The sequence below is a fragment of the Algibacter lectus genome (assembly GCF_004368925.1).
Lineage (GTDB): Bacteria > Bacteroidota > Bacteroidia > Flavobacteriales > Flavobacteriaceae > Algibacter > Algibacter lectus.
The window spans coordinates 32,053-53,246 of the sequence record NZ_SORL01000015.1; the positions used below are offsets into that span (position 1 = coordinate 32,053).

19 protein-coding genes are annotated in these 21,194 nt (G+C 31.0%); 5 read left to right on the plus strand and 14 right to left on the minus strand.

Annotation, left to right across the window (positions count from 1 at the left end):
- The first annotated feature begins 5 nt into the window (after positions 1–5).
- A complete protein-coding gene (locus DFQ06_RS18930; RefSeq protein ID WP_133969392.1) occupies positions 6–1,244 on the plus strand; it encodes an exo-beta-N-acetylmuramidase NamZ family protein in 1,239 nt (412 codons plus the stop codon).
- A 9-nt stretch (positions 1,245–1,253) separates the two neighbouring features.
- Here the strand turns inward: DFQ06_RS18930 and DFQ06_RS18935 are convergent, their stop codons facing one another.
- The 3 genes from DFQ06_RS18935 to DFQ06_RS18945 all read right to left on the minus strand — a co-directional run bounded on the left by DFQ06_RS18935 (position 1,254) and on the right by DFQ06_RS18945 (position 3,497).
- Positions 1,254–2,075 carry a glycerophosphodiester phosphodiesterase family protein gene (locus DFQ06_RS18935; protein ID WP_133969394.1) on the minus strand — a complete coding sequence of 274 codons (822 nt, stop codon included), beginning with the start codon at positions 2,073–2,075 and terminating at the stop codon, positions 1,254–1,256.
- A gap of 9 nt (positions 2,076–2,084) precedes the next feature.
- Positions 2,085–2,924: a sterol desaturase family protein gene (locus tag DFQ06_RS18940; protein WP_074939944.1), complete on the minus strand. Its 840-nt coding sequence runs from the start codon at positions 2,922–2,924 to the stop codon at positions 2,085–2,087.
- A 78-nt stretch (positions 2,925–3,002) separates the two neighbouring features.
- Positions 3,003–3,497, minus strand: a complete 495-nt coding sequence (locus tag DFQ06_RS18945; RefSeq protein ID WP_133969396.1) for a YkgJ family cysteine cluster protein — start codon at positions 3,495–3,497, stop codon at positions 3,003–3,005.
- A gap of 92 nt (positions 3,498–3,589) precedes the next feature.
- On the opposite strand from DFQ06_RS18945, the gene DFQ06_RS18950 reads away from it, so the two are divergent.
- Complete coding sequence (locus DFQ06_RS18950; RefSeq protein ID WP_074939935.1) at positions 3,590–4,294, plus strand: class I SAM-dependent methyltransferase; 705 nt, start codon at positions 3,590–3,592, stop codon at positions 4,292–4,294.
- Between the two features lie 279 nt (positions 4,295–4,573).
- Here the strand turns inward: DFQ06_RS18950 and DFQ06_RS18955 are convergent, their stop codons facing one another.
- Positions 4,574–6,289, minus strand: a complete 1,716-nt coding sequence (locus tag DFQ06_RS18955; protein WP_133969398.1) for a TonB-dependent receptor — start codon at positions 6,287–6,289, stop codon at positions 4,574–4,576.
- 75 nt (positions 6,290–6,364) lie between these two features.
- Positions 6,365–9,403, minus strand: coding sequence for a tetratricopeptide repeat protein (locus DFQ06_RS18960; RefSeq protein WP_133969400.1), 3,039 nt, complete (start codon positions 9,401–9,403; stop codon positions 6,365–6,367).
- Between the two features lie 235 nt (positions 9,404–9,638).
- Here DFQ06_RS18960 and DFQ06_RS18965 point away from each other — a divergent pair, with 235 nt between their 5' ends.
- Entirely contained in the window at positions 9,639–10,322 is a 684-nt protein-coding gene (locus tag DFQ06_RS18965) for a cell division ATP-binding protein FtsE (RefSeq protein WP_074939921.1), read from the plus strand.
- Here the strand turns inward: DFQ06_RS18965 and DFQ06_RS18970 are convergent.
- Complete coding sequence (locus DFQ06_RS18970; RefSeq protein ID WP_133969402.1) at positions 10,319–11,137, minus strand: 2OG-Fe(II) oxygenase; 819 nt, start codon at positions 11,135–11,137, stop codon at positions 10,319–10,321. The genes DFQ06_RS18965 and DFQ06_RS18970 overlap by 4 nt on opposite strands.
- Positions 11,138–11,210: 73 nt before the next feature.
- The gene (locus DFQ06_RS18975; RefSeq protein ID WP_074939912.1) at positions 11,211–12,317 is read right to left on the minus strand and encodes a hypothetical protein; all 1,107 of its coding nucleotides are present in this window, start codon (positions 12,315–12,317) and stop codon (positions 11,211–11,213) included.
- A gap of 77 nt (positions 12,318–12,394) precedes the next feature.
- Here DFQ06_RS18975 and DFQ06_RS18980 point away from each other — a divergent pair, with 77 nt between their 5' ends.
- Entirely contained in the window at positions 12,395–13,333 is a 939-nt protein-coding gene (locus DFQ06_RS18980) for a glycosyltransferase family 2 protein (RefSeq protein WP_133969404.1), read from the plus strand.
- On the opposite strand, the gene DFQ06_RS18985 is transcribed toward DFQ06_RS18980, so the two are convergent.
- From DFQ06_RS18985 to DFQ06_RS18995, 3 genes are read right to left on the minus strand one after another with little or no spacing between them, the layout of a single operon-like run.
- Positions 13,310–13,729, minus strand: coding sequence for a sugar 3,4-ketoisomerase (locus DFQ06_RS18985; protein WP_042499331.1), 420 nt, complete (start codon positions 13,727–13,729; stop codon positions 13,310–13,312). The genes DFQ06_RS18980 and DFQ06_RS18985 overlap by 24 nt on opposite strands.
- Positions 13,726–14,805 carry a glycosyltransferase gene (locus DFQ06_RS18990; protein ID WP_042505926.1) on the minus strand — a complete coding sequence of 360 codons (1,080 nt, stop codon included), beginning with the start codon at positions 14,803–14,805 and terminating at the stop codon, positions 13,726–13,728. The genes DFQ06_RS18985 and DFQ06_RS18990 overlap by 4 nt, the downstream gene beginning before the upstream one ends.
- A 6-nt stretch (positions 14,806–14,811) precedes the next feature.
- Positions 14,812–15,915 (minus strand): glycosyltransferase, encoded by a 1,104-nt coding sequence (locus DFQ06_RS18995; protein ID WP_042499335.1) that lies wholly within the window; start codon positions 15,913–15,915, stop codon positions 14,812–14,814.
- Between the two features lie 126 nt (positions 15,916–16,041).
- Between DFQ06_RS18995 and DFQ06_RS19000 the strand changes: the two genes are divergently transcribed.
- A complete protein-coding gene (locus DFQ06_RS19000) occupies positions 16,042–16,935 on the plus strand; it encodes a glycosyltransferase family 2 protein (protein WP_133969406.1) in 894 nt (297 codons plus the stop codon).
- Between the two features lie 49 nt (positions 16,936–16,984).
- Here the strand turns inward: DFQ06_RS19000 and DFQ06_RS19005 are convergent, their stop codons facing one another.
- The 4 genes from DFQ06_RS19005 to DFQ06_RS19020 are packed head-to-tail and all read right to left on the minus strand — an operon-like array spanning position 16,985 to position 21,173.
- The gene (locus DFQ06_RS19005; RefSeq protein ID WP_133969408.1) at positions 16,985–17,548 is read right to left on the minus strand and encodes an acyltransferase; all 564 of its coding nucleotides are present in this window, start codon (positions 17,546–17,548) and stop codon (positions 16,985–16,987) included.
- Positions 17,549–17,596: 48 nt separating this feature from the next.
- Positions 17,597–19,075: an oligosaccharide flippase family protein gene (locus DFQ06_RS19010; RefSeq protein ID WP_133969410.1), complete on the minus strand. Its 1,479-nt coding sequence runs from the start codon at positions 19,073–19,075 to the stop codon at positions 17,597–17,599.
- 20 nt (positions 19,076–19,095) lie between these two features.
- The gene (locus DFQ06_RS19015) at positions 19,096–20,196 is read right to left on the minus strand and encodes a DegT/DnrJ/EryC1/StrS family aminotransferase (RefSeq protein WP_133969412.1); all 1,101 of its coding nucleotides are present in this window, start codon (positions 20,194–20,196) and stop codon (positions 19,096–19,098) included.
- Positions 20,193–21,173 carry a GNAT family N-acetyltransferase gene (locus DFQ06_RS19020; protein WP_133969414.1) on the minus strand — a complete coding sequence of 327 codons (981 nt, stop codon included), beginning with the start codon at positions 21,171–21,173 and terminating at the stop codon, positions 20,193–20,195. The genes DFQ06_RS19015 and DFQ06_RS19020 overlap by 4 nt, the downstream gene beginning before the upstream one ends.
- Between the last annotated feature and the right edge of the window lie 21 nt (positions 21,174–21,194).

Here is a 21,194-nt window from a genome sequence, read left to right on the forward strand (position 1 = left end):
TTATTATGCTATTAAATGTTTTCAAAAATACTGTTTTATTATTTGTTTTAGTAATGATTTCTTGTGGGAATGTCACGAAATCGAAGTCGAAAAGCTTAACGCTTTTAGATAAGGAGAGCCCAAAACAAACTGAAACAAAAAAAAACATCACTGTTGGTGCCAACCAAACGGCTCTTTATTTACCTATACTCCAAGACAAACGTGTTGGTATTGTTGCCAACCAAACTAGTGTTATTTTTAAAGGAGAAACCAATACACATTTAGTAGATTCCCTACTTGCCTTAAACGTTGACATTAAAACGGTTTTTGCACCAGAACATGGCTTTAGAGGCACAGCAGATGCCGGCGAGGTTATTAAAGATGGTATAGATATAAAAACCAACTTACCTATAGTTTCCCTCTACGGAAAAAACAAAAAACCTTCGGTAGAACAATTAAAAAACTTAGACCTAGTTATTTTTGACATTCAAGATGTTGGTGCTCGTTTTTATACTTACATTTCGAGCTTACATTATGTAATGGAAGCTTGTGCTGAACAGAACATCCCTGTTTTAATTTTAGATAGACCGAACCCTAACGGACATTATTTTGATGGCCCTATTTTAGAAACAGCTCATAAAAGTTTCGTGGGGATGCATCCTATTCCAACTGTACATGGCATGACGATTGGAGAATATGCAAAAATGATTAACGGTGAAAAATGGCTAAACCAAAGTATCACTTGTGATTTACACGTTATTCCCGTGAAAAACTATAACCATAACCTAGAATATAGTTTACCTATAAAACCTAGCCCGAATTTACCAAACGACAAATCGATAAACCTTTACCCTAGCCTTTGCTTTTTTGAAGGCACAAACGTAAGTGCTGGTCGTGGAACGGAAACGCAATTTCAGATTTTTGGGAGTCCGTTTTTAAATAAAACTCAGTTTTCTTTTCAGTTTACACCGCAACCCAATCATGGTGCTAAGCATCCAAAATATGAAAATAAATTATGTTATGGGAAAAACTTAACCGAAGCCGAAAACCAAAATACTCTTAATTTAAATTGGCTGATAAAAGCTTACAACAATACGGGAAATAAGGCAGAGTTCTTCAATTCGTTTTTCACGAAACTCGCCGGAACAAAAAAATTACAACAACAAATTGAATCTGGATTAAGCGCTAATCAAATTAAAGCAACTTGGAAAACAGGTTTAGATGCCTTTGCTAAAACACGTTCGAAGTATTTAATGTACGAGTAAACCTTAAACCTATTGTTTTAATATGTTGATGAGCCTATCAGGGTAATCGGTAATAATTCCGTTTACATTATAGTCTATCATGAGCTTTATATCCTTTTCGGTGTTAACCGTCCATGGTATCACTTTAAAACCTCTAATTTTTAAATCACTAACTATTTCTTTATTTAGCAACTTGTAATACGGGCTTATAATAGCTGGCGAATAACTCATTTTATTAAGTTTCTCTATAATAATTTCATTGTCTTCTACCAAAAGGGCAACCTCCATTTTAGGAGATTGAATTTTTATTTCTTCTAAAATCTGTAAATCGAAACTTTGCAAATTGGTTTCGTTACAAGCGTTGTTTTCATTTAGAACATCTAAAACTAATGCTACAAATTCTTTAGGTTTTGGAGTAAAAACGTCATAATACTCCGCATCTGATTTTATTTCAATATTGAATTTTATTGCCGGGTTTATTATTTTAGTTTCTTTTAAAACTTCAGATAAAGATGGTTTGTATGTTTTTACTTTTTCCTGATTTGGGAATTTAGGATGATATTTAGAACCACAATCAAATTGTTGAATATCATTTAAAGTCATTTGATACAAATTATACTTCTTAGCGTCTTCATCTAAAATAGTGTCACCTTTAGTGTCTAAACAAATCACAGGATTCATATAAGGCTCATGACTAACAACAACTATTTTATCTTTAGAAACTGCCACATCCAACTCTAAAGTGTCCACACCTAAATCTAATGCTTTAAAAAATGCCGGCATACTATTTTCGGGTAACAAACCGCGACAACCACGATGCCCCTGAATATCAATCTTGAAATGTTTCAACATAAAAAAGGATTAGTCTTTCTCAGAAATTATAGTTGGTCTTTCATATTTTTTAAAAGGCTGTTTTAAGAGTTCTTTTATGTTTCCGTTAGCTTTTTCATCTGGAAAAACATCAACGCCATAAATTAACTTCTCACGATCAAAATCCATATAAGTACCTAATAATCTATCCCAAACCGAAAATATATTTCCGTAATTAGAGTCCGTATAAGGCAACATATAGTGGTGGTGCACCTTATGCATATCGGGCGACACCAATACATAACTCATTATTTTATCGACACTTTTGGGTAACTTAATATTAGCATGTGTAAACTGCGTAGCCACCAAAGACATCGATTGATACAACATAACAATACCAATTGGAGCACCAATAACAAAAACCCCCAATAGCGTGAACATAAAACGAATAACACTTTCCAAAGGATGGTGTCTATTAGCCGTAGTTGTATCGACTTTATGATCGGAATGATGCACCAAATGCACCATCCATAACATAGGTACTTTATGCTCTACAAAATGCGCTAAATAGGCTCCAAAAAAGTCCATTAGAAATACACCTAGAATAATGTACAACCATAGCGGCATTTCTGGTAACCAGTTTAAAATTCCAAAATCGTTAGCCATTACCCAGTCGGCCGAGTTTAGCAGTAAAAAAGCTAAGGCAAAATTAATAACGACTGTAGTTAAAGTAAAAAAAATATTTGGAGCTGCATGCTCCCACTTTTTATAATTGAATTTAAATAATGGTACCGCACCTTCTAAAAGCCAGAAAAAGGCCAAGCCTCCAACTAAAATTATACTGCGGTGTGATGATGGTATGGTCTCGAAATAGTTTAGAAATGTTTGCAAGAGTGGTTGTTTTTGTTTTACAATATAGTAAAAAAGTTATTATACCAAGCCTAGTAAAATAGCAACCAGACTTCAAAACTAAACCTTAATGCGCTTTTTCATTTCTTCTACAATATTAAATGCAGCCGGACAAATAGCCACGTTTTTTAAAGTAAGATGCGAAATTTGTTGAAACTTACTTCTATCTGTATGTGGAAACTCACGGCACGCTTTTGGACGCACATCGTAAATAGAGCAATAATTATCGGCTCCTAAAAAGGTACACGGCACACTTTGTAAAACATAATCATTCTCATCATCTACACGTAAAAACTTCGATATAAATTGCTGTGTTTTCATTCTAAAATGCTTAGCAATTCTATCTACATCTTTATCTGTAAATAACGGCCCAGTGGTTTTACAACAGTTAGCGCACCCCAAACAATCGGTACGTTTAAACTCTTGTTCATGCAAATCCTGCATAACGTAATCTAAATTTTTAGGCGGCTTCTTTTTTAGCTTTGTGAAGAATTTTTTATTCTCGTTATGCTTATCTTTGGCCTGCTTTGGAAGATTGTTAATAATGTCTTGCATGGCGCAAAAATAGTATAATTTACGAGATTTATACTTGCGTAGAAATAAAATGAGATTTCCTTTTTTTCAAAGGAATAAACAAAGTATTATTTATGAAAGACCTTTTCGGACAAGCCTTATTAGATTACCAAAACGGAAACTATACTGAAGACATTATAACATCTACAAGTATTTCTGATGATGATGCCTTGCCAATTCCTTATCTATTTCGCCAATTCGAAGAAATGCCGAAGCTAGAGCAAAAAGCTTTAAAACTAGCAAAAGGAGACATTTTAGATGTTGGTTGTGGCTCAGGAAGCCATAGTTTGTATTTACAAAAAAACAATAAAAAAGTTAAAGCTATCGACGTTTCTAAAGGCGCCATTGAAGTTGCTAAACTTCGTGGTGTTGTAAATGCTGAAATAAAAAATATTTTAGATGAAACTGAAACGTTTGATACCATTTTATTATTAATGAATGGTACCGGAATTTTTCAAGAGTTATCTCAAGTTTCAAAATACTTAACTCACCTGAAAGGGTTGCTTAATTCTGGTGGACAAATTTTAATGGATTCATCGGATATCAAATACATGTATCAAGATGAAGATGGTGGTTATTGGATGGATACTAACTCGAACTACTATGGTGAATTAGATTATTTTCTATCTTATAAAAATGAGGAAGAAATCCCAATGAAATGGTTATACCTAGATTTTGAAACTTTAAAATTGGCTTGTGAAACGGTTGGCCTTAAATGCGAGATTATAAAAGAAGGTGAACATTTTGATTATTTGGCTCAATTGACGCATTTTGAATAGTTATGGTGTTGTTTAACTCAATATTTTAAACCACATAAGCCTATTCTAACATTGAGCTTTATATGATTTCTCCTTACGTCGAAATGACTAACGATTATGCTTCTTTAAATGTTTTTGTCATAGCGACATTAGAACGTATCACAATCGACCTCGTAAACTTTAACATCTGCTTTTTATTCAATAAAAAAAAGCTAAAATTCCAAAAATGAAACCTTAGCTTTTCTAAATATTATAGTTTTAAAACATTTCGCACTTTCGCGGAAACATCAAAAATGGATATTAAAAATCGAATTTAAATGTTGCTCCTGCTAAAAACTGAATAGCCTGAACGGGTGTATTTTGCCAACGTTCGTAATTATTATTGGCTATATTGTTTGCTTTGGCAAATACCGAAATTTGCTCTGTTACGTGATAACCAACATGCGCGTTAGCATCAAAATAACTATCTAAAGTAACAGTTTGTGGTGTTGATGTCGTTAAGAAAAATTGATCTTTACGTTCGCCTGTGTAAAATAAATTAGCTCCTGCAAACCAGTTTTGATTAATTTGATAATCTAAAAACATAGATCCTTTTACATCTGGTAAATTCCATGCTTCGGCTTCGGTATCGCTAGAATAGCTAAAATATTCGGCTTTTAAACCTAAGTTAAAGTTTCGGTTAATATCAACATTTATTTCACCTGAAACTCCAAAAGTATTAATATCATCGTAAACAACTCCAAACGAGTTTCCATAGGTATAATCGTCACCAGAACGTGTAATTTCGTTAGATATAAATAAGGCTCTGTTTTGGCTCGATTCATAACTTCCGTTAACGTTATAACTCATAGTACTAGAAAGTTTTCCTTTTAAACCAACATACGCATTGTATTGTTTATCTGTTGGTGTAATGAATAATGTTGGAGAAACAAATGGGTTTTCGGTAGCAAAATCGTAATAAGAATTCTGCTCTAAATCACCTTGAATACCTCCATAAGCAATTACCACATCGCTAACCACTCTATAGGTTGCTGTAATATTTGGATAGATATAGAAGTTGTTTGATCCGCTTTCAGTATCATTTAAATAATAGGCCGAAACTCCAAGATTTAATGTTAAATCGTCTCTAATAAGTTGGTAGCTTGGCATAATACCAACCTGAAAATTACCATAATCGATACTTTCTAAACCAGAATATAGGTTACTAAAACCACCACCTAAATAATCAATTTTTACTTCCGTAGAAATCTCTTCTCCATTAACAGGAACATCTACTTTCCCTTTTGCTATAAAACGATTTTCTCCTGAACTTTGATTATCAGCAAAACGTCTAAACAATACACTTCCAGAGTTGATGTAAGTATCTTCAAAACTAATATCTCCTCCCACATGTGCATTATAAAATGCGTGACCAACATTTATATTATCGTCTTGCGCAAAAACCACTTGAGAGTTTGGAACACCATACCAATTGTAGTTTGAGTATTGAAAACCCCCTTCTACATTCCAGGCCATATCGCGCATACGACTCGCATAATTCACGTTTATTTTTGAATCTGAAAATCCATCATCAAATTCTACACCCTCGATATTTCCTCCAGAAGAATGATGACTTACATAGCCACCAACACTTTCATTTCGACTTATGGCATGATTTAAATATACTTCACCTAAAATAGTAGTATAACTACCCACACCAAGTGTTGCGTAATTATCAAACAATTTTACAGGTTTTGCTTTTTCTACAACTGCCGCCTTACCTTTTGAAGGTGTAAAGGTTGACGCTACTGGAAAAGAAAAAATATTATATTTAATTTCTTTTTTAGTTTCGGTAGTCGCATCGTCTAAAGTTGGTGCTTCTTTTACTTTAAACGCATCGGAAATTGATGGCGCGTATGGTTTAACAACGTCTATAACACCTGTATTTAAAGTATCATTCTGTTTGCTTTGTGCATACCCAAGTGTTGCTATACATGTTGTTGCAACGGTTAATATTCTATTGATGTGCTTACGCATATTTTATAATTTTTATTTCTTAATTAAATTCTAAGATTCAAATTCTAACCTACTTAAAATGGCTTTTGAATAAAACTAATCTTCTGGTAAAATAGATGAATTGGTTTTAGATTCCTCTTTTTTAATTTTGCTTAATTCAGCTTTAGCTTCTGCTACAACATCATCAAATTCTTTAAAATTTGTAATAACACTTTCTAAAATATATGTGGCCTGAAAAGCATCTTTTAGAGCATAAAAATTCTTAGCCATTAGCACTAAGCCTTTCGCACTATAATATTTGTAACCCGAGTAGTTTTTAGCTAATTGCTGCACCGTAACATTAGATGCTTCGTGCTTACCTTCCTTATTTTTAAAATAAGCGTTGTAATATAAAGCCTCGGCAGCAGTTTCGCCTGTAGCTACTTTTTCTACTTGAGTGTATGCCGTTTTTGCTAAATCTTCATTATTTGTTTTAATAGCCGAACGTGCAATTATAACTTGAGCATCTGCTTGAATTTTATTATCGATTTTAGGATTCTTAAGCACTTTTTCGGCATAAGACACGGCTTCGTTATAATTATTCAATTCGTAATTCGCTTTCATTAAATTAGATTGCGCAAACACGACGTTTTGAGGAAAATTCGCTTCACTCTCTAATCTTGCTAAAATAGGCATCGCTTTGTTCCAGTTTTTAGAACTTAAATAAAACTGAGACAACTTCATTAAAGCCTCCTCTGTGTATTCACTTCGAGAAGCATCTACAACATATTTATAATGTGGAGCAGCATTCTCTAACAAATTGTTTTTTGTATAAAGTTGTGCCACATAAAAATGTGCTTGTAAAGCATGTAATCCACGTGGAAATTCGCTTAAATACTTATTAAACTGTGTGATGGCTTTATCTGTATTATTATCTAAATATTGTTTTTCAGCCGCCTCGTAAGTGGCATTATCTAAATCGGCATCGGTAACTTCTACAAAATCTAATTGTTTAACCCAAACTGCATATTCGTTTACTCGACCTAAATCGATATAAATTAATCTTGCCGTTGCAACCGCTTGCACAGCTTCTGGAGTACCAGCATAATCGTTTGCTACTTTTTTAAACTTGACTAGAGCCTGCTCGTTTTGACTAGAGTTATAATACACCAAACCTTGACGTAACAATCCTTTTGGCACAAACGAACTCATTGGGTACTCGTTTGCCAATCTATCGTAAATCGGCATAGCTTTATCAGTTTCATTCGCTTTTACATATGAATTACCTAGCTCGAACATAGCATCATCACGAAGTTTAGATTTTGGATATTTTGAAATAAAATTACCTAACTCACTTATTTTTCCAGAAGCATTTCCGGCATAACCGGTACTTATTGCTTTTTGAAAAAAGGCATAATCAGATTCTATTTCATTTAATCTAATAGCATTCTTATAAGCATCTATAGCACTGCTATATTGACTTGAAACAAAATGCCCATCACCTAAACGTAAATACGCATCATTCAACCTTACTTTATCATCTTTTTTACTTGAAATAAATTGATTGAAGTACTTTGTAGCTTGTTCATAATTTTTAAGCTTGAAGTAAGTGTAAGCTAAATTATAATCTAAGTTTTCAAACTCAGGAGTAGATGTCGCTTCGTTTTGTTGCTGAAATTGTTTAAAACCAATTAAAGCATCGTCATAATTTGTTAAATTATAATCGGTTTCGGCTTTCCAAAAGGTTGCTCTAGCTGTAAATCTTTGGTCTTGTTGTTCTTTTAATGAACCATTAAAAAGCGCCGACGCTTCTTTAAATTTATTTTCATTATACAATTCTAAACCACGGTAAAATGCTACTTTTTGATAAGCTACCTTGTTTTCGAAACTACGTTTCCCCTCTAATAACTTAAGCGCTTCTGTATAATTTTTTGATGTAATGTAAGAATCTATTAAAAGCGTTTCCACTTCTTCTTTATAACTTGTATTTGGGTATTTCTCTAAATAACCAGCTAATACTTGTGGTGCCGATTGGTAAGAGTTTCCTATTTCGTAACTAATTTTAGCATAATTAAGCCAAGCATCTTCTTGGATTTTTAAATCGAAATCCATTTCCGAAGCATTTTTAAAAGCATTTAAAGCCTCTTGCTTTTTTCCTAAATTAATATAACTTTCACCTAAATGATAATATGCATTTTGAGCAATTGAGTTTTTACCTCCAATAATTTTATTGAATTCCGACACTGCATTTTCAAAATCACCTTGCTTGTAATACGCATAACCTAATTGGTAATAATCGGTATTACTCCACTTCCCTACGCGATCTCTTTGTCCTTTTTTTCCTTGATATGCCGTTAAATAAGGAATAGCCTCTGCATAATTTTCTAGGTTGAAATAACTTTCACCAATAATTTTAGAAAGCTCAGACACTTCATCTGCATCACTTTTACTTAATTGAGCTTTGGCTAATTTAATAGCCTCTTCAAACTTACCTAGTTTAAAATGTAAGTCTGCTTGATAGTATGATAATTTTTCTTTGTAACGCTCTTGGTCGTTTACTTGTTCAAAATATTCATTTGCCTTATCGTAATCATCACCTTCATAAGCCATAAAACCAATGTAATATTTGGCCTGCGACCCATACTCTTTAGAGTTTTCTACTTTAGTTAAATACTTTTTGGCTTCTTTAAATTGCTTTGTTGTAAAAGCGGTATAACCATTATTGAAGTAAAACTTTTCTTTTTCAGATTTACCTAAAGCATTTACATCTACTTTTTGATACCACTTTTGAGCGTAGGAGTATTTTCCGTTAACGAAATAATAATCGGCCACATCTACGAAAGCGGTGTTTCTTTTGGTACTTGTTGGATAATCGTCTACAAAATCCTCAATAAGTTGATCGGCGTTTTGCTGATTTAATCTTACCGCACAATTGGCTATATAATAGGCACAGTCGGACTGTAAAACATCTTCTTCTGCCGTTTTTTCAACATTAGTAAACAGCGATTTAGCAGCTAGATATTGTTGATTATTATAAAGTGATAATGCTTTTTGATACTCTACCAAATTACTAGTGTAAACAGCCGATTTTTGTGCCATAACCTGACAACTAAAACCAATGACAACCAGCAGTGAAAAAATATTATTTTTAATCATTAACAATTCGTTTTTTAATTTAAAATCAAAGATAATTGAATATTAAATCTATAACGAAATAATCGTGCCATAATTATAATTAGAGGTGTTAAAAATTCAAAAAACCTACCAACAATCTATCTAGAAATTAAAATTAAAGTTCGCTGGTAAAAACGTCTCTCAAATTTTTCGTGCTTAACTTTTCAACTTTTCAGTTTTTAATAATACATTTACAGCACTTTAAAAATCTACTTTTATGTCGAATGCCATTTTAGAATTAAAAAACGCGTCTATTTTTCAGGGAGAAAGCTTAGTGCTTTCTGATGTTAATGTTGAAATTAACAAAGGGGAATTTGTGTATTTAATTGGTAAAACGGGTACCGGAAAAAGTAGTTTTATGAAAACACTTTATGGCGATTTACCGCTTACCAAAGGTGAAGGCCATATTGTTGACTTCAACTTGAAAACTTTAAAGGAAAAAGAAATCCCGTTTTTACGCCGAAAATTAGGTGTGGTTTTTCAGGATTTTAAATTACTTCCAGATAGAACTATAAACGACAACTTGATATTTGTTTTAAAGGCTACAGGATGGAAAGTAAAAGCTGAAATGAATACTCGTGTCGAAGAGGTTTTGAATAAAGTAGACATGAAAACTAAAGGTTTTAAATATCCGCATGAGCTTTCTGGTGGCGAGCAACAACGTGTTGCAATTGCACGGGCTTTACTTAATAACCCTGAACTTATTTTGGCCGATGAGCCTACCGGTAATTTAGATCCACAAACGAGTATTGAGGTTATGGAAGTTTTACAAGACATTAACAAAAATGGTAACACCATTTTAATGGCAACGCACGATTATGCTTTACTTTTAAAATACCCCAGCAAAACACTTAAATGTGATGAGAATGCGGTTTACGAGGTGGTACAACGTAAGAGTTAATTCCTTTTTTTGTAGACGTGTGGGTTTTTACGAATCCCTTTCTTAAACACTTTTCTAATTAGCATCCTTAAACTCGCGTCACAATCTAAGATTAGATTGGTAAATGTGCTTTCTGGGCGTCCTCTGTATTTAGTTACATGAAACTTATCAGAAGACTTTAAAGCATTATCACTAAAATAATAGTTAGAAATACAGCACCTACTATTATCAATTTGCACCTTATTTACAGAATGCCAAGAGAGATCGTGTGTAGCCATAATAACTAACCTATTAAACTTACTTTCTATTAAAACCGGGTCTTTTCTAGGTCCATTTGGCCAAAGCTCTAAATGGCCTCCATTTTCTTTTTCCCAATTTGGGGTTACATAATATAATAGATTTAAAACTCGCCAACGCTCACGACTAGCATCATGTGAATTATCTAAATGTGGGTGCAGAAAATTATCTTTAGCCATTAGTGATAAACCTCCAGCATACAATGAATCGTCTGCATATAAAGATTTAATATCACAAATATCTCCAATTAAATCGATTATTCTTTCATCTTGAAAAGCGTACAAAACTTTTTCTAAAAGAGGATTATGTTTGTCCATTTGCGCAGAAACATGCTTAAATTCTCGTATACTGTTTAAGCAACGCATTTCAGATTTATCAGGAAAAGCATCAAAACATTGATTCGCTAATTTTTCTGGCAAAAGATTATCAATAAAAAAATACCCTATTTCATTTTTTGAGCTTTGATACTGGTTTATCAGCTCTTTTTTTTTAAATGTAATTTGATTAAATATTATTTCTGAAATTTCTCTTCTATCCATATTAACAGTACTGTTACTTACATAATTCCGTTCTATCAAAAGTAAATATAGTTATTAAAAAGTTTAGTTAGTATCAAAACAAAGTACTTACTAATTCTCTGACTACAATGCTTGCATTGTAATTTTTTAACACACTAATTCGATTTTCTGTTTTAGTATATGGGATTTTAAATATTTTATTAACTACATCCTTATATTGAGCTTTACTCTCTGCTACTTCACATAATCTAAGAACACTTATTTCATCAATCATTTTATTATTTACGATGCAATGCTTGCCTTTAAACAAAGCGTTAAAAACTTTAAGCTTAGTCCCGGATTTTTGATAAGAAAACAAAGTGTTTACATGAGCATTTTTAATTAATACATCCAAATCATCTCCTGCGTCAATTAATTGAAATGATATGTTTTTATAATTACTCACTTCCTTAACAAGCATTTTATTAGAAACCGAACTTGCAATTATAAGAGGATGACTTAATTCTTTAAAAACATTAATTATGAATAAAGCCGATTTAACATTATCCGATGTTGTTAAATCTCCATGATATAAGGCATATTTGCCAAATCCATCCTCCCCGAGCACCTCTGTATTTCCTTGAAATACTGGTAAAAAAACAGATTCATTTTTAAAATTCGCACTGTAATACTCAAATTCGTCTATCGACAAAGAAAAAAGAACATCCGCTTTTTCTAGAATAGGTTCAAATCGTTTAAACTTAAGCCCTTCAATAAAAAAAGCTATCTTTTTTATAAGATTAGTTTCACTATAACCTAAGCCCCAACTGTAATTATGTTCTATATTATGGCATCTAACAGCTACTTTGTTTCTAAAAACATTATTTTTTAGTATTCCAGTTGTTTTTATTGTTTCGAACAAAATAGGTGCATTTTGTTTTTTCAAATTAAAAACTAAGTCTTTAGACAACCTCGTATTTACAGCATATGGAAGTATTGAAATAAATTTAATAAACGATTTATTCCTTTTGTAAAATGTAATACTTTCACAATAAGGTTTTAAACCGGAAACATCTGTTCTATCATCATAATAAGCATGTAAATAGACCTTAACACCTAACTGACTAAGCGCTTTAATTTTATAAAAAACGTCTATAACTCCACCAAAATTCGGAGGATAAGGATTATCAAATGAAACTATTTGAATGGCTTTTCCATGCATAAAGACAAATTTAAATCAATATGCTTAGAAACTGAGTATGCAAAATACCTTATTTTTGTTAAAACCGGATAAAATTAATGACGCCTTACTTTTCAATCATAATACCACTGTATAACAAAGAAGATTTTATTGCAGACACTATAAAAAGTGTTCTTAATCAAACTTTTACAGATTTTGAGATTATTGTTGTTAATGATGGTAGTACAGACAATAGTTTAAAAGAACTACAATCAATAAAAGATCATCGAATAATTACCATTCAACAAAAAAATCAAGGTGTCTCAATAGCGAGAAATAACGGCATAAAAAATGCTAAAGGCGATTATATAACTTTATTGGATGCAGATGATGAATGGAAACCAAACCATTTGGAACTATTTTATAAAACCATTAAACAATTCCCCAATGGAGCTTTGTTCTGTAATGCTTATGATATAAAATCATCAGACAACTACATAATAAAAGCAACTTATAATATAGAACAGGTTGATCACCCTCATATTATTAAAGATTACTTTAAAGCAAGCTTAATAGATGCTATTGGCTGGACTTCTGCCATTTGTTTTAATAAAAAAGATTTTTATGATGTTGGTGAGTTTGTACCCGAATTTACTTCTGGACAAGATTTAGATTTATTAATACGGTTTGCTCTAAGAAAAACAATCGTTTTTAATCCTACAGTAACATGCTGTTACAATAAAACTGTAAAAAACAGTTTATCTAAAAAAAAATATCAAGAAATTAGATACACTATTGTTAATAGTTTTAAAGACGAAGAAGCGCAAAACGCTTCGTTAAATAAATATTTAAACCTAAACCGTTACGCACTTGCTATGCAGTGCAAACTAATAGGAAACAAAGCGCTTTACAAAAAATTAATCTCTGAGATTGACTTAAAGCCTTTAAACTTAAAGCAAAAAACACTACTAAGAACACCACGATTTTCAGCAATCTTAATGAAGAAATTTTACTTTTTCCTTTTAAAAAACAAACTATATATTTCCTCTTTTAAATAATTTAAAATCGTTATAATCTCTTATATAATCGTCTTCATCAAACACATCTGATGCCATCACTAAACACACAGAACCTGATGAAAAGTTCTCTAGCTCTCTCCATACACCCACAGGAATTAACAAGCCTTTATTAGGTTTGTTAAGCATAATGGTTTTAACATTTTCACCATCGTTCAATTTCACCTCAAAACTGCCACTTAGCGCAATAAGGGCTTCCAACTGTAGTTTATGAGCGTGTCCTCCTCTACTAGCATCACATGGTACATCATACAAATAATAAACACGCTTAATATCAAAAGGAAGTGTGCTTTTTTCTATTACAGAAATATTACCTCTTGGGTCTGTGATTTTAGGAATATCTATAATTCGAATATCTTTTATCGTTTTATTAATCATCGTTTTTCATTTAATAAATTACTCCATTCTTCACCTACCTTTAACAGACTCAAGTGTTCTATGCTTAACCTAGAGTTTTGTTTACATGTTGTATATAAATCTTTATTCAAAACAAATTTATTCATAGCTCCTGCCAAGGCTTGTTTATTATAGTTTTCAACTATTAACCCGTTATATTCATTTACAACTATTTCAGACACTCCTGAACATTCAACAGATAAAACAGGGGTTCCTACCGATAGTGATTCTATTAATACTCTTGGAAAACCTTCATATCTACTCGTTAAACAACAAAACCTAGCATGTTTAACATACGGAAATGGATTATTAGTAAACGGCTTAAAATTTATATTGTCACTATTTGCTTTATACTTAAGCATATCTTTATCTTTTCCGTCCCCCAAGATTAAAAGCTTAATATTTTCCTCTGGTAATTGAGATATTTTGTAAGCATCTATCAATAAAGAAACATTTTTAACTTCGTCACTTAACCTGCCATAAAACAGAATATAATCTTCTGTAAAATCTATTCCCTCTTCAGTCGAAGAATTATTGTCATCGATTTCTACAGGGTTATTAATTTTTATAACATTTTTAAACTTATAAGAGTTACTAATTTCATCTCTAATTTCTTCGGAAACTCCAACATAAGCATAAGCGTTTCTAAAGATTCTCTTACCCCAAAACATACTTTTAGTAAAATATTTTGTGATTTTTCTACTCCGAATTACATATATTATATTTTTATTTTTATACAGAATTCTTCGAGTAAAAAACTCAATGATTATAGACTGTCTAACCCTGTTATCTATGATAAAATCGAATTGATTTTCTTTTAAATAATTTTTAAAAATAAAAAACCGATTTAACCTACCTTTGATAGAGTTATCTTTTTCTTTTAATTCACCAAGATTTAATAATGATCCGGCATATTCGTAATCAACATCTTTTAAAACAGAAACAATGTGCACATTATAACCCAAATTATCTAACATTTTAGTTAGTAAGGCAGAAGAGCGTTCAGCCCCTCCACCTCCTAATGAGTTTACAACAACACAAATTTTCTTTTTATCCAAAATATCTTATTTCTTTGAAGAACTGTTTAATAATTTCACCCAAGTCTTGAGCACCTCTTTATCAGAATATTTTCCTACTGAAGACTTGCTGTTCTCTTTACAAATCGCATACAGTTCTTTATCAGAATACATATTATCAATTGCTCTTTTAAGCGCGATAAAGTCTTGATCTTTAACTAAAATTCCGTTTTTTTTATTTTGAATAATTTCTGAAGGCCCTACTTTACAATCAAAAGAAATTACAGGAACACCTAAAGCTAATGCTTCAATTAAAACAATTCCAAAACCCTCTAATTTACTCGACAACAATAGAAATTGACTCGACTTGATATATGGATAAGGATTGTTTTTAAAGCCTAATAATTTAACCATATTACTTAAGTTATTCTTTAAAATAATTCCCTCTAACATTTCTTTATCCTTACCTCTACCTAAAATAAAAAGAGGAATACCGTTTTTTGCAGGCAATGAATCTTTATAGGCTAGTATGAGTTTATCGAACTGTTTTACTTCATTTTTTAATCGTCCAACCGCGACAATATATTTACCGTCTAATGGCTGAATCCTTTCTTTACTTTTAAGAATAATATCTGTATCGTAAAAATTTGGTATATAGACCAAATTCTTAAAATCAAACAACTGCTTAGTTGCTCCATAAATCCCTTCAGAAACTGTAACTACCGCCTTAGCTCTATTATATAATTTGTAAAATAAAATATGCCTAGGCATATAATTATGAATTCTAGAAGAATGAATTGTTAGAACTGTTTTTTTTATATCATAGATAAAAAAATGAAACATAAGCTCTCTAAAAGAATTGCTTTTAATTCTGAAATCTAAATAGAAATCTGCATTTATTTTATTCCATGTTTTTTTAAGAACAACCATTTTTTTTAGAGATTTAAAAAATGGGATTTTATGAATAATACCACTTAAATCGTAAAGTTCGCCTTTGAAATCATAATCTATCTCGCCTTGCATGGCAATAATAGAAACATCAAAATTTGCTTCATGAAAAGATTTTGACACCAATGAAGCTGCTTTTTCTGCTCCTCCACCTGTTAAGCAATCTACAAGAATGCATACGCTCTTTATCTTACTTTTGGTCATTTTCTAGTATTGCAAATTTGCTAACAAATATAATTATAACTCTAAAACTCATAGTATATTTGTAAGTTTACTAAATTAAAATTAAACAAAATAAAAAATTAGTCTTTTTGATTATAAATCAGTGCTATGTTAAACCTTAATTCTTTAGTAACTGTAATCTGTTCTTGCTACAATCATAGTGATTATATTGAAAAAGCATTAAATTCCGTTATAAATCAAACCTATAAAAACATTCAATTGATAATAATTGATGATTGTAGCAATGATAATTCTATTGAAATAATTGATAAGTGGATCTTAAAAAACAAAACAGGCTTATTCATTAAAAACGCAAAAAACTTTGGCCTTACAAAATCTGTAAATTCTGCTTTCAAAAATGTTGAAGGCACATATTTTATAGATTTAGCTGGAGACGACGTATTACTACCTCACTGCATAGAAACTCAAATATCAATATACAACGCTTATTCTCAAGATAAAATTGGTATTGTTTATGGTAATGCAAAAGTAACGGACACAATCAACAATACATCATATATATATTATGATAAGTTTTTTCAAAGTAAAAAAACAACCTCACCTACAGATGGTTTTATTTATAAAGAAATACTCAACCACTCAAACACTATTTGCTCGGTAAGCGCTTTAATCAACACTGCTTTATTTAAAAAACTAGGAGGCTATGATGAAAATCTAGCTTATGAAGATTATGACTTATGGCTGAGAGTAGCACGAAAATACAGCATACTATACGTAGATAAAGTTTTAGTAGAAAGAATAAAGTTAAAGACTTCTCTAGGAAACATAAATTTCCAAAGATTTAACAAAAAGGCGCTACAATTTAAATACTCTACCTACCTAATTGTAAAAAAGACGCTAAAAATGAATTTAACCAAAGAGGAAGATTTAGCTTCTATTCAAAAAATAAACTTGGAGGTAAAACAAAACTGGAAAGTTCTAAACATTTTATTAATTGCAAAATATTATATTTTATTACTCAAATTAAAATTTAGAAAATAAAGTTAAAATACTTTAAGAAATTAAATAATCACCTCTAATCACAAAAAAACTAAACCTTTCCAATAATTACTGCAGGGCAACCACCAATAACGGAATTTTTAGGAAAACTTTTTGTGACTACTGATCGTGCGGCAACAACCACATTTTCCTCTAAACAAACGCCTTTCAAAATTGTTACATCGTTCCCGATAAAAACATTATCATGAATTATAACCGATTCAGGTCTAGGATCACTTTCATGTCGTTTTTCAGGAGCTAGATTGTGAAAATTACTATCCATAATACTACAATTATAACCGATAAGCACATTACTACCGATTATAATTTTTTTTTCTGCAATAATTGAAACGGCATTATTCATGCGGGTATTGCTCCCTATAGTAATTTCAGAAACACTAGTTCTAGCCTCAACGTATGCATATGTATTATGAAAAAAAGGAGAGTTAACAACTCCAAATTTAACATTATCGCCCATTCTAACCTCTCCTTTTCCCTTAAAAACTATCGGCTGAAATGATTCGTAATCACCATGTATATTTGGATTATTACTGTATTGCTTATAAATAAGTCGTTTAATCCAATTATCTAATCTAAAAACTATTTTACCAATCATTTCTGTAAATATTTAAACATGAATTACCCGGCCCTACCAATTTTATAATTACTTATTAAATTTCTCTTTTATAAAAGATTTAACATCTAATTTTTTGTTTAAATTATATATCGTAAAAACACTAGATATCAAAATTAGAAAAACTAATAAAAAGCTTTTAAGTAGCACATCTCCTATGTAAGTAATGCAAAAAGTAGAAAACACCAATAATAAGCAAACAAAATAAACCTTTATAAACTCTGAAATAAAAACAAATTTATACCTAAATTTCATTATTAAAGAAATAATAACAAGGTGCAAAAAATAATAAATTATATAACTAACTCCCAATCCTAACAAACCATAGTTTGAGTATCCAAAAATATTTATTACTAGAAGTAAAACATTAAAACCTATTGCTGTTTTTATAAAAACACTTGAGTCACCATTTGCAATAATAACGTAGCCCAAAGACCAAGAAACTGCTTTAAATAAAGTACCCATAATTGCTATATTTATAAATAATAAAACTGGTAGAAAAGCTTTCGAATAAAGAATTACTATAAAATATTCTGCAAAGGTTAAAAATAAAATAATTACAGGAGTAATTAACAACACCACTACCATTGTCTGTTGTGTCACCGTTCTTTGAACACTTTTAATATCATTTATAATTTCAGATAGCCTAGGAAAATAATCTTTACTCATAGACTCAAAAATGAGTCCCACATAAGAATTTATAATTATCATACCGACATTATAATACCCTACTTCCGTTAAACCTCCTACATTTGTAATATATACCTGAATTAAATACGCTACAAATAAAGTAATGATGCTACCAACACTTAATGTTACACCAAGTTTAATCATTGGTTTTCCTTCATGAAATACATTTTTCAATGATTTATGATCCGATTCAATTTCTACCGACAACGTAAAATACTTTGATATTAAATATCCTAAAAACGTTGTTAAAATAATAGTTGGAATAATAGCTTCTAAACCAAAAAAATAATACAAAGGCACTACTATAAAAACAGAACATACGCTACTATATAAATTAACCATAGCTAATTTCTTTAGTTTCCGTAAGCCCTGTAATATAGCCATATTACCAAATGTCAATTGTTTAAATAAGACAGCTACGGAAATCCAAATAAATGAAAACGTAAAAGATTTACTTTGGAAAGCAATCTCACTTAAAAAAGGAGATAATATTGAAGTTACGACCGTTCCCAAAACACCTGTAACCCATAATAATCGTTTTAGATTATAAATAACATTAGATACGTTTCTTTTATCTTCTAATTTATTTGCAAATGCTATTTCCTTAATAGAACTTGTATCTAAACCCAATTTAAAGATGCTAGTAATTAAGTGTATCGTAGAATTCAAAACTCCCATAATACCTACTCCAGCAGGACCTAAAAATATTGCAGCAAATTTAGACCTTAGTATTCCTGCTAATATATTTATGATTTGAACACCTCCAAACAAAGACGCACCCTTGAATACTTGTCTGTATGCTTTTTGGTTATCTGTCATAAAATAGATACTGTTTTAAATTAAAACTTATTTACAGCTTTAACTATTTTATTAATTTCCTTTATTTTCAAAGCAGGATGTAACGGTAAACTAACTACCGTTTTATGCATTTTTTCTGTTACTCTAAGAGATAGCGTGTTATAACCATAGAATGCTTTTTGTTTATGAGGAGGAATAGGATAATGTACCGAAGTTTGGATATCACAATTCTTTGTGTAGTCTACAAACTTTCCCCTTTCCTCACACCGAACAACAAATTGATGAAAAACATGATCTTTTTCACCTGAAAAATAAGGTAAAGTAATTTTAGAATTATTAATGTTGTTTAAGTACAAGTTAGCCAGTTTATTTCGCTTTAAATTATCACTATCTAAATGTTTCAGCTTAACACTTAAAAATGTGGCTTGCAACTCATCTAACCTGCAATTAAAACCTTTAATATCATTTCTGTATGTTGATGTTCTGCCATAGTTTCTAAGTTTGAATATAGCTTCAGCTAATTCCGTGTCATTGGTAGTTACTGCGCCAGCATCTCCTAAAGCACCTAGGTTTTTAGTTGGATAAAAACTAAAAGCTCCAGCATCAGAAACATTCCCTGCTCTTCTACCATCTATATATTGCGCACCATGTGCTTGCGCTGCATCTTCAATTAATAATAAATTATTTATTTTACAAACTTCTTCTAAACGCTCTACATTATACAATTGCCCGTATAGATGAACACCTAAAATAGCTTTTGTTTTCTCTGTAATAGCAGACTCTATTTTACTAACATCTATATTATAAGTATCAATATTAGGCTCTACTAAAACTGGCACTAACCTGGTATTTGAAATAGCTAAAATAGTTGCTATATATGTGTTTGCTGGCACTATAACTTCATCACCTTCTTTTAATTTACCTAGCAATTTATACGCTTCAAAAATAAGTTGAAGTGCATCAAGACCGGAACTAACACCTATACAATGCTTTACTCCACAATAGGCAGCAAATTGCTCTTCAAACTTTAAAACTTCTTCACCTAAAATGTATTGTCCTGAATTTAAAAATGCGTCAAATCGTGCTTTGAATTCTTTTTCAAAATTCTTATTAATTAATTTTAAATCTAAAAACTTAATCATATAAAAACGTTATTAAGTAAGGAGTAATTAATAACGCTTACTTTATAAAAATCTTGCGTTACCGTTCTGGCCCCAAACCCTTCTTTCCAAAATTGAAGGCCTTTATTAATATGCAAACCATTATTCTCGTTTGATGTTCCAAAATCGAAATACGCTTTATCTTTAAATACGTTTTTAATTAAATGATGATGTAAAAAATCTAAGTGGCCTTGCGTATTTTTATTTTCATTACCCGAGATGTATTGAGAATGCGCCACAAACTCAGTTTCAAAGACAGTAGTTCCTGCTACAATTTGTTCATCATCATAAACATTAAATTGCCTTATATTCTTCGGAAAACGTTTTTTTAACAGTCTAATTTCTTCTAAACCATGAACAGGTTTAGTATGGTGTTTATCTTTTAAATTTTTAATAAGAATTGAATTCCAAAACAGCTCAAAATCGTCTTCTTCCTTAACATCTAAATGATGTTTAACACCTCTTCTGTACCCCTCTAATCGATTATTCGAGATTTTTAATTGTTCTCCTTTTAAATTAATAACCGACAAGGTATCTTTCCTTAATAATTCGGCTTTCAAAACAAACATTAAATAATCTATTTCTTCAGTAAAAACACCGGTATATATAGCCGGCATTTGTTTTAGAACTAAGCTTTTAAAACCAATTGAATTCAAATACTTTAGAAGTTCCTTAAAAATAGCAAGTACATTTTCAAATTTAATTTCCTTTTGAAAAACAAGACCACCGTAAGTTAAGCCTTGATGCGAATAAATCTCATCACCCAACGTATTTGCCGGTAAAACAGCTACTAGTTTATTTTTTTTGTAAATGAGTAAGGAAAAATCTTGAAATCGATCTTTATGATAATCCATAAAATCTCTTTGAAATAAAAAAGTAGCATTTTTTGCTTTAGCTACAAATTGATTCCATGCTCTATAATTTGAGACGTTATATCTAACAATATTAATATCGGTCATTAAAAAAAATATCCTTAAGAT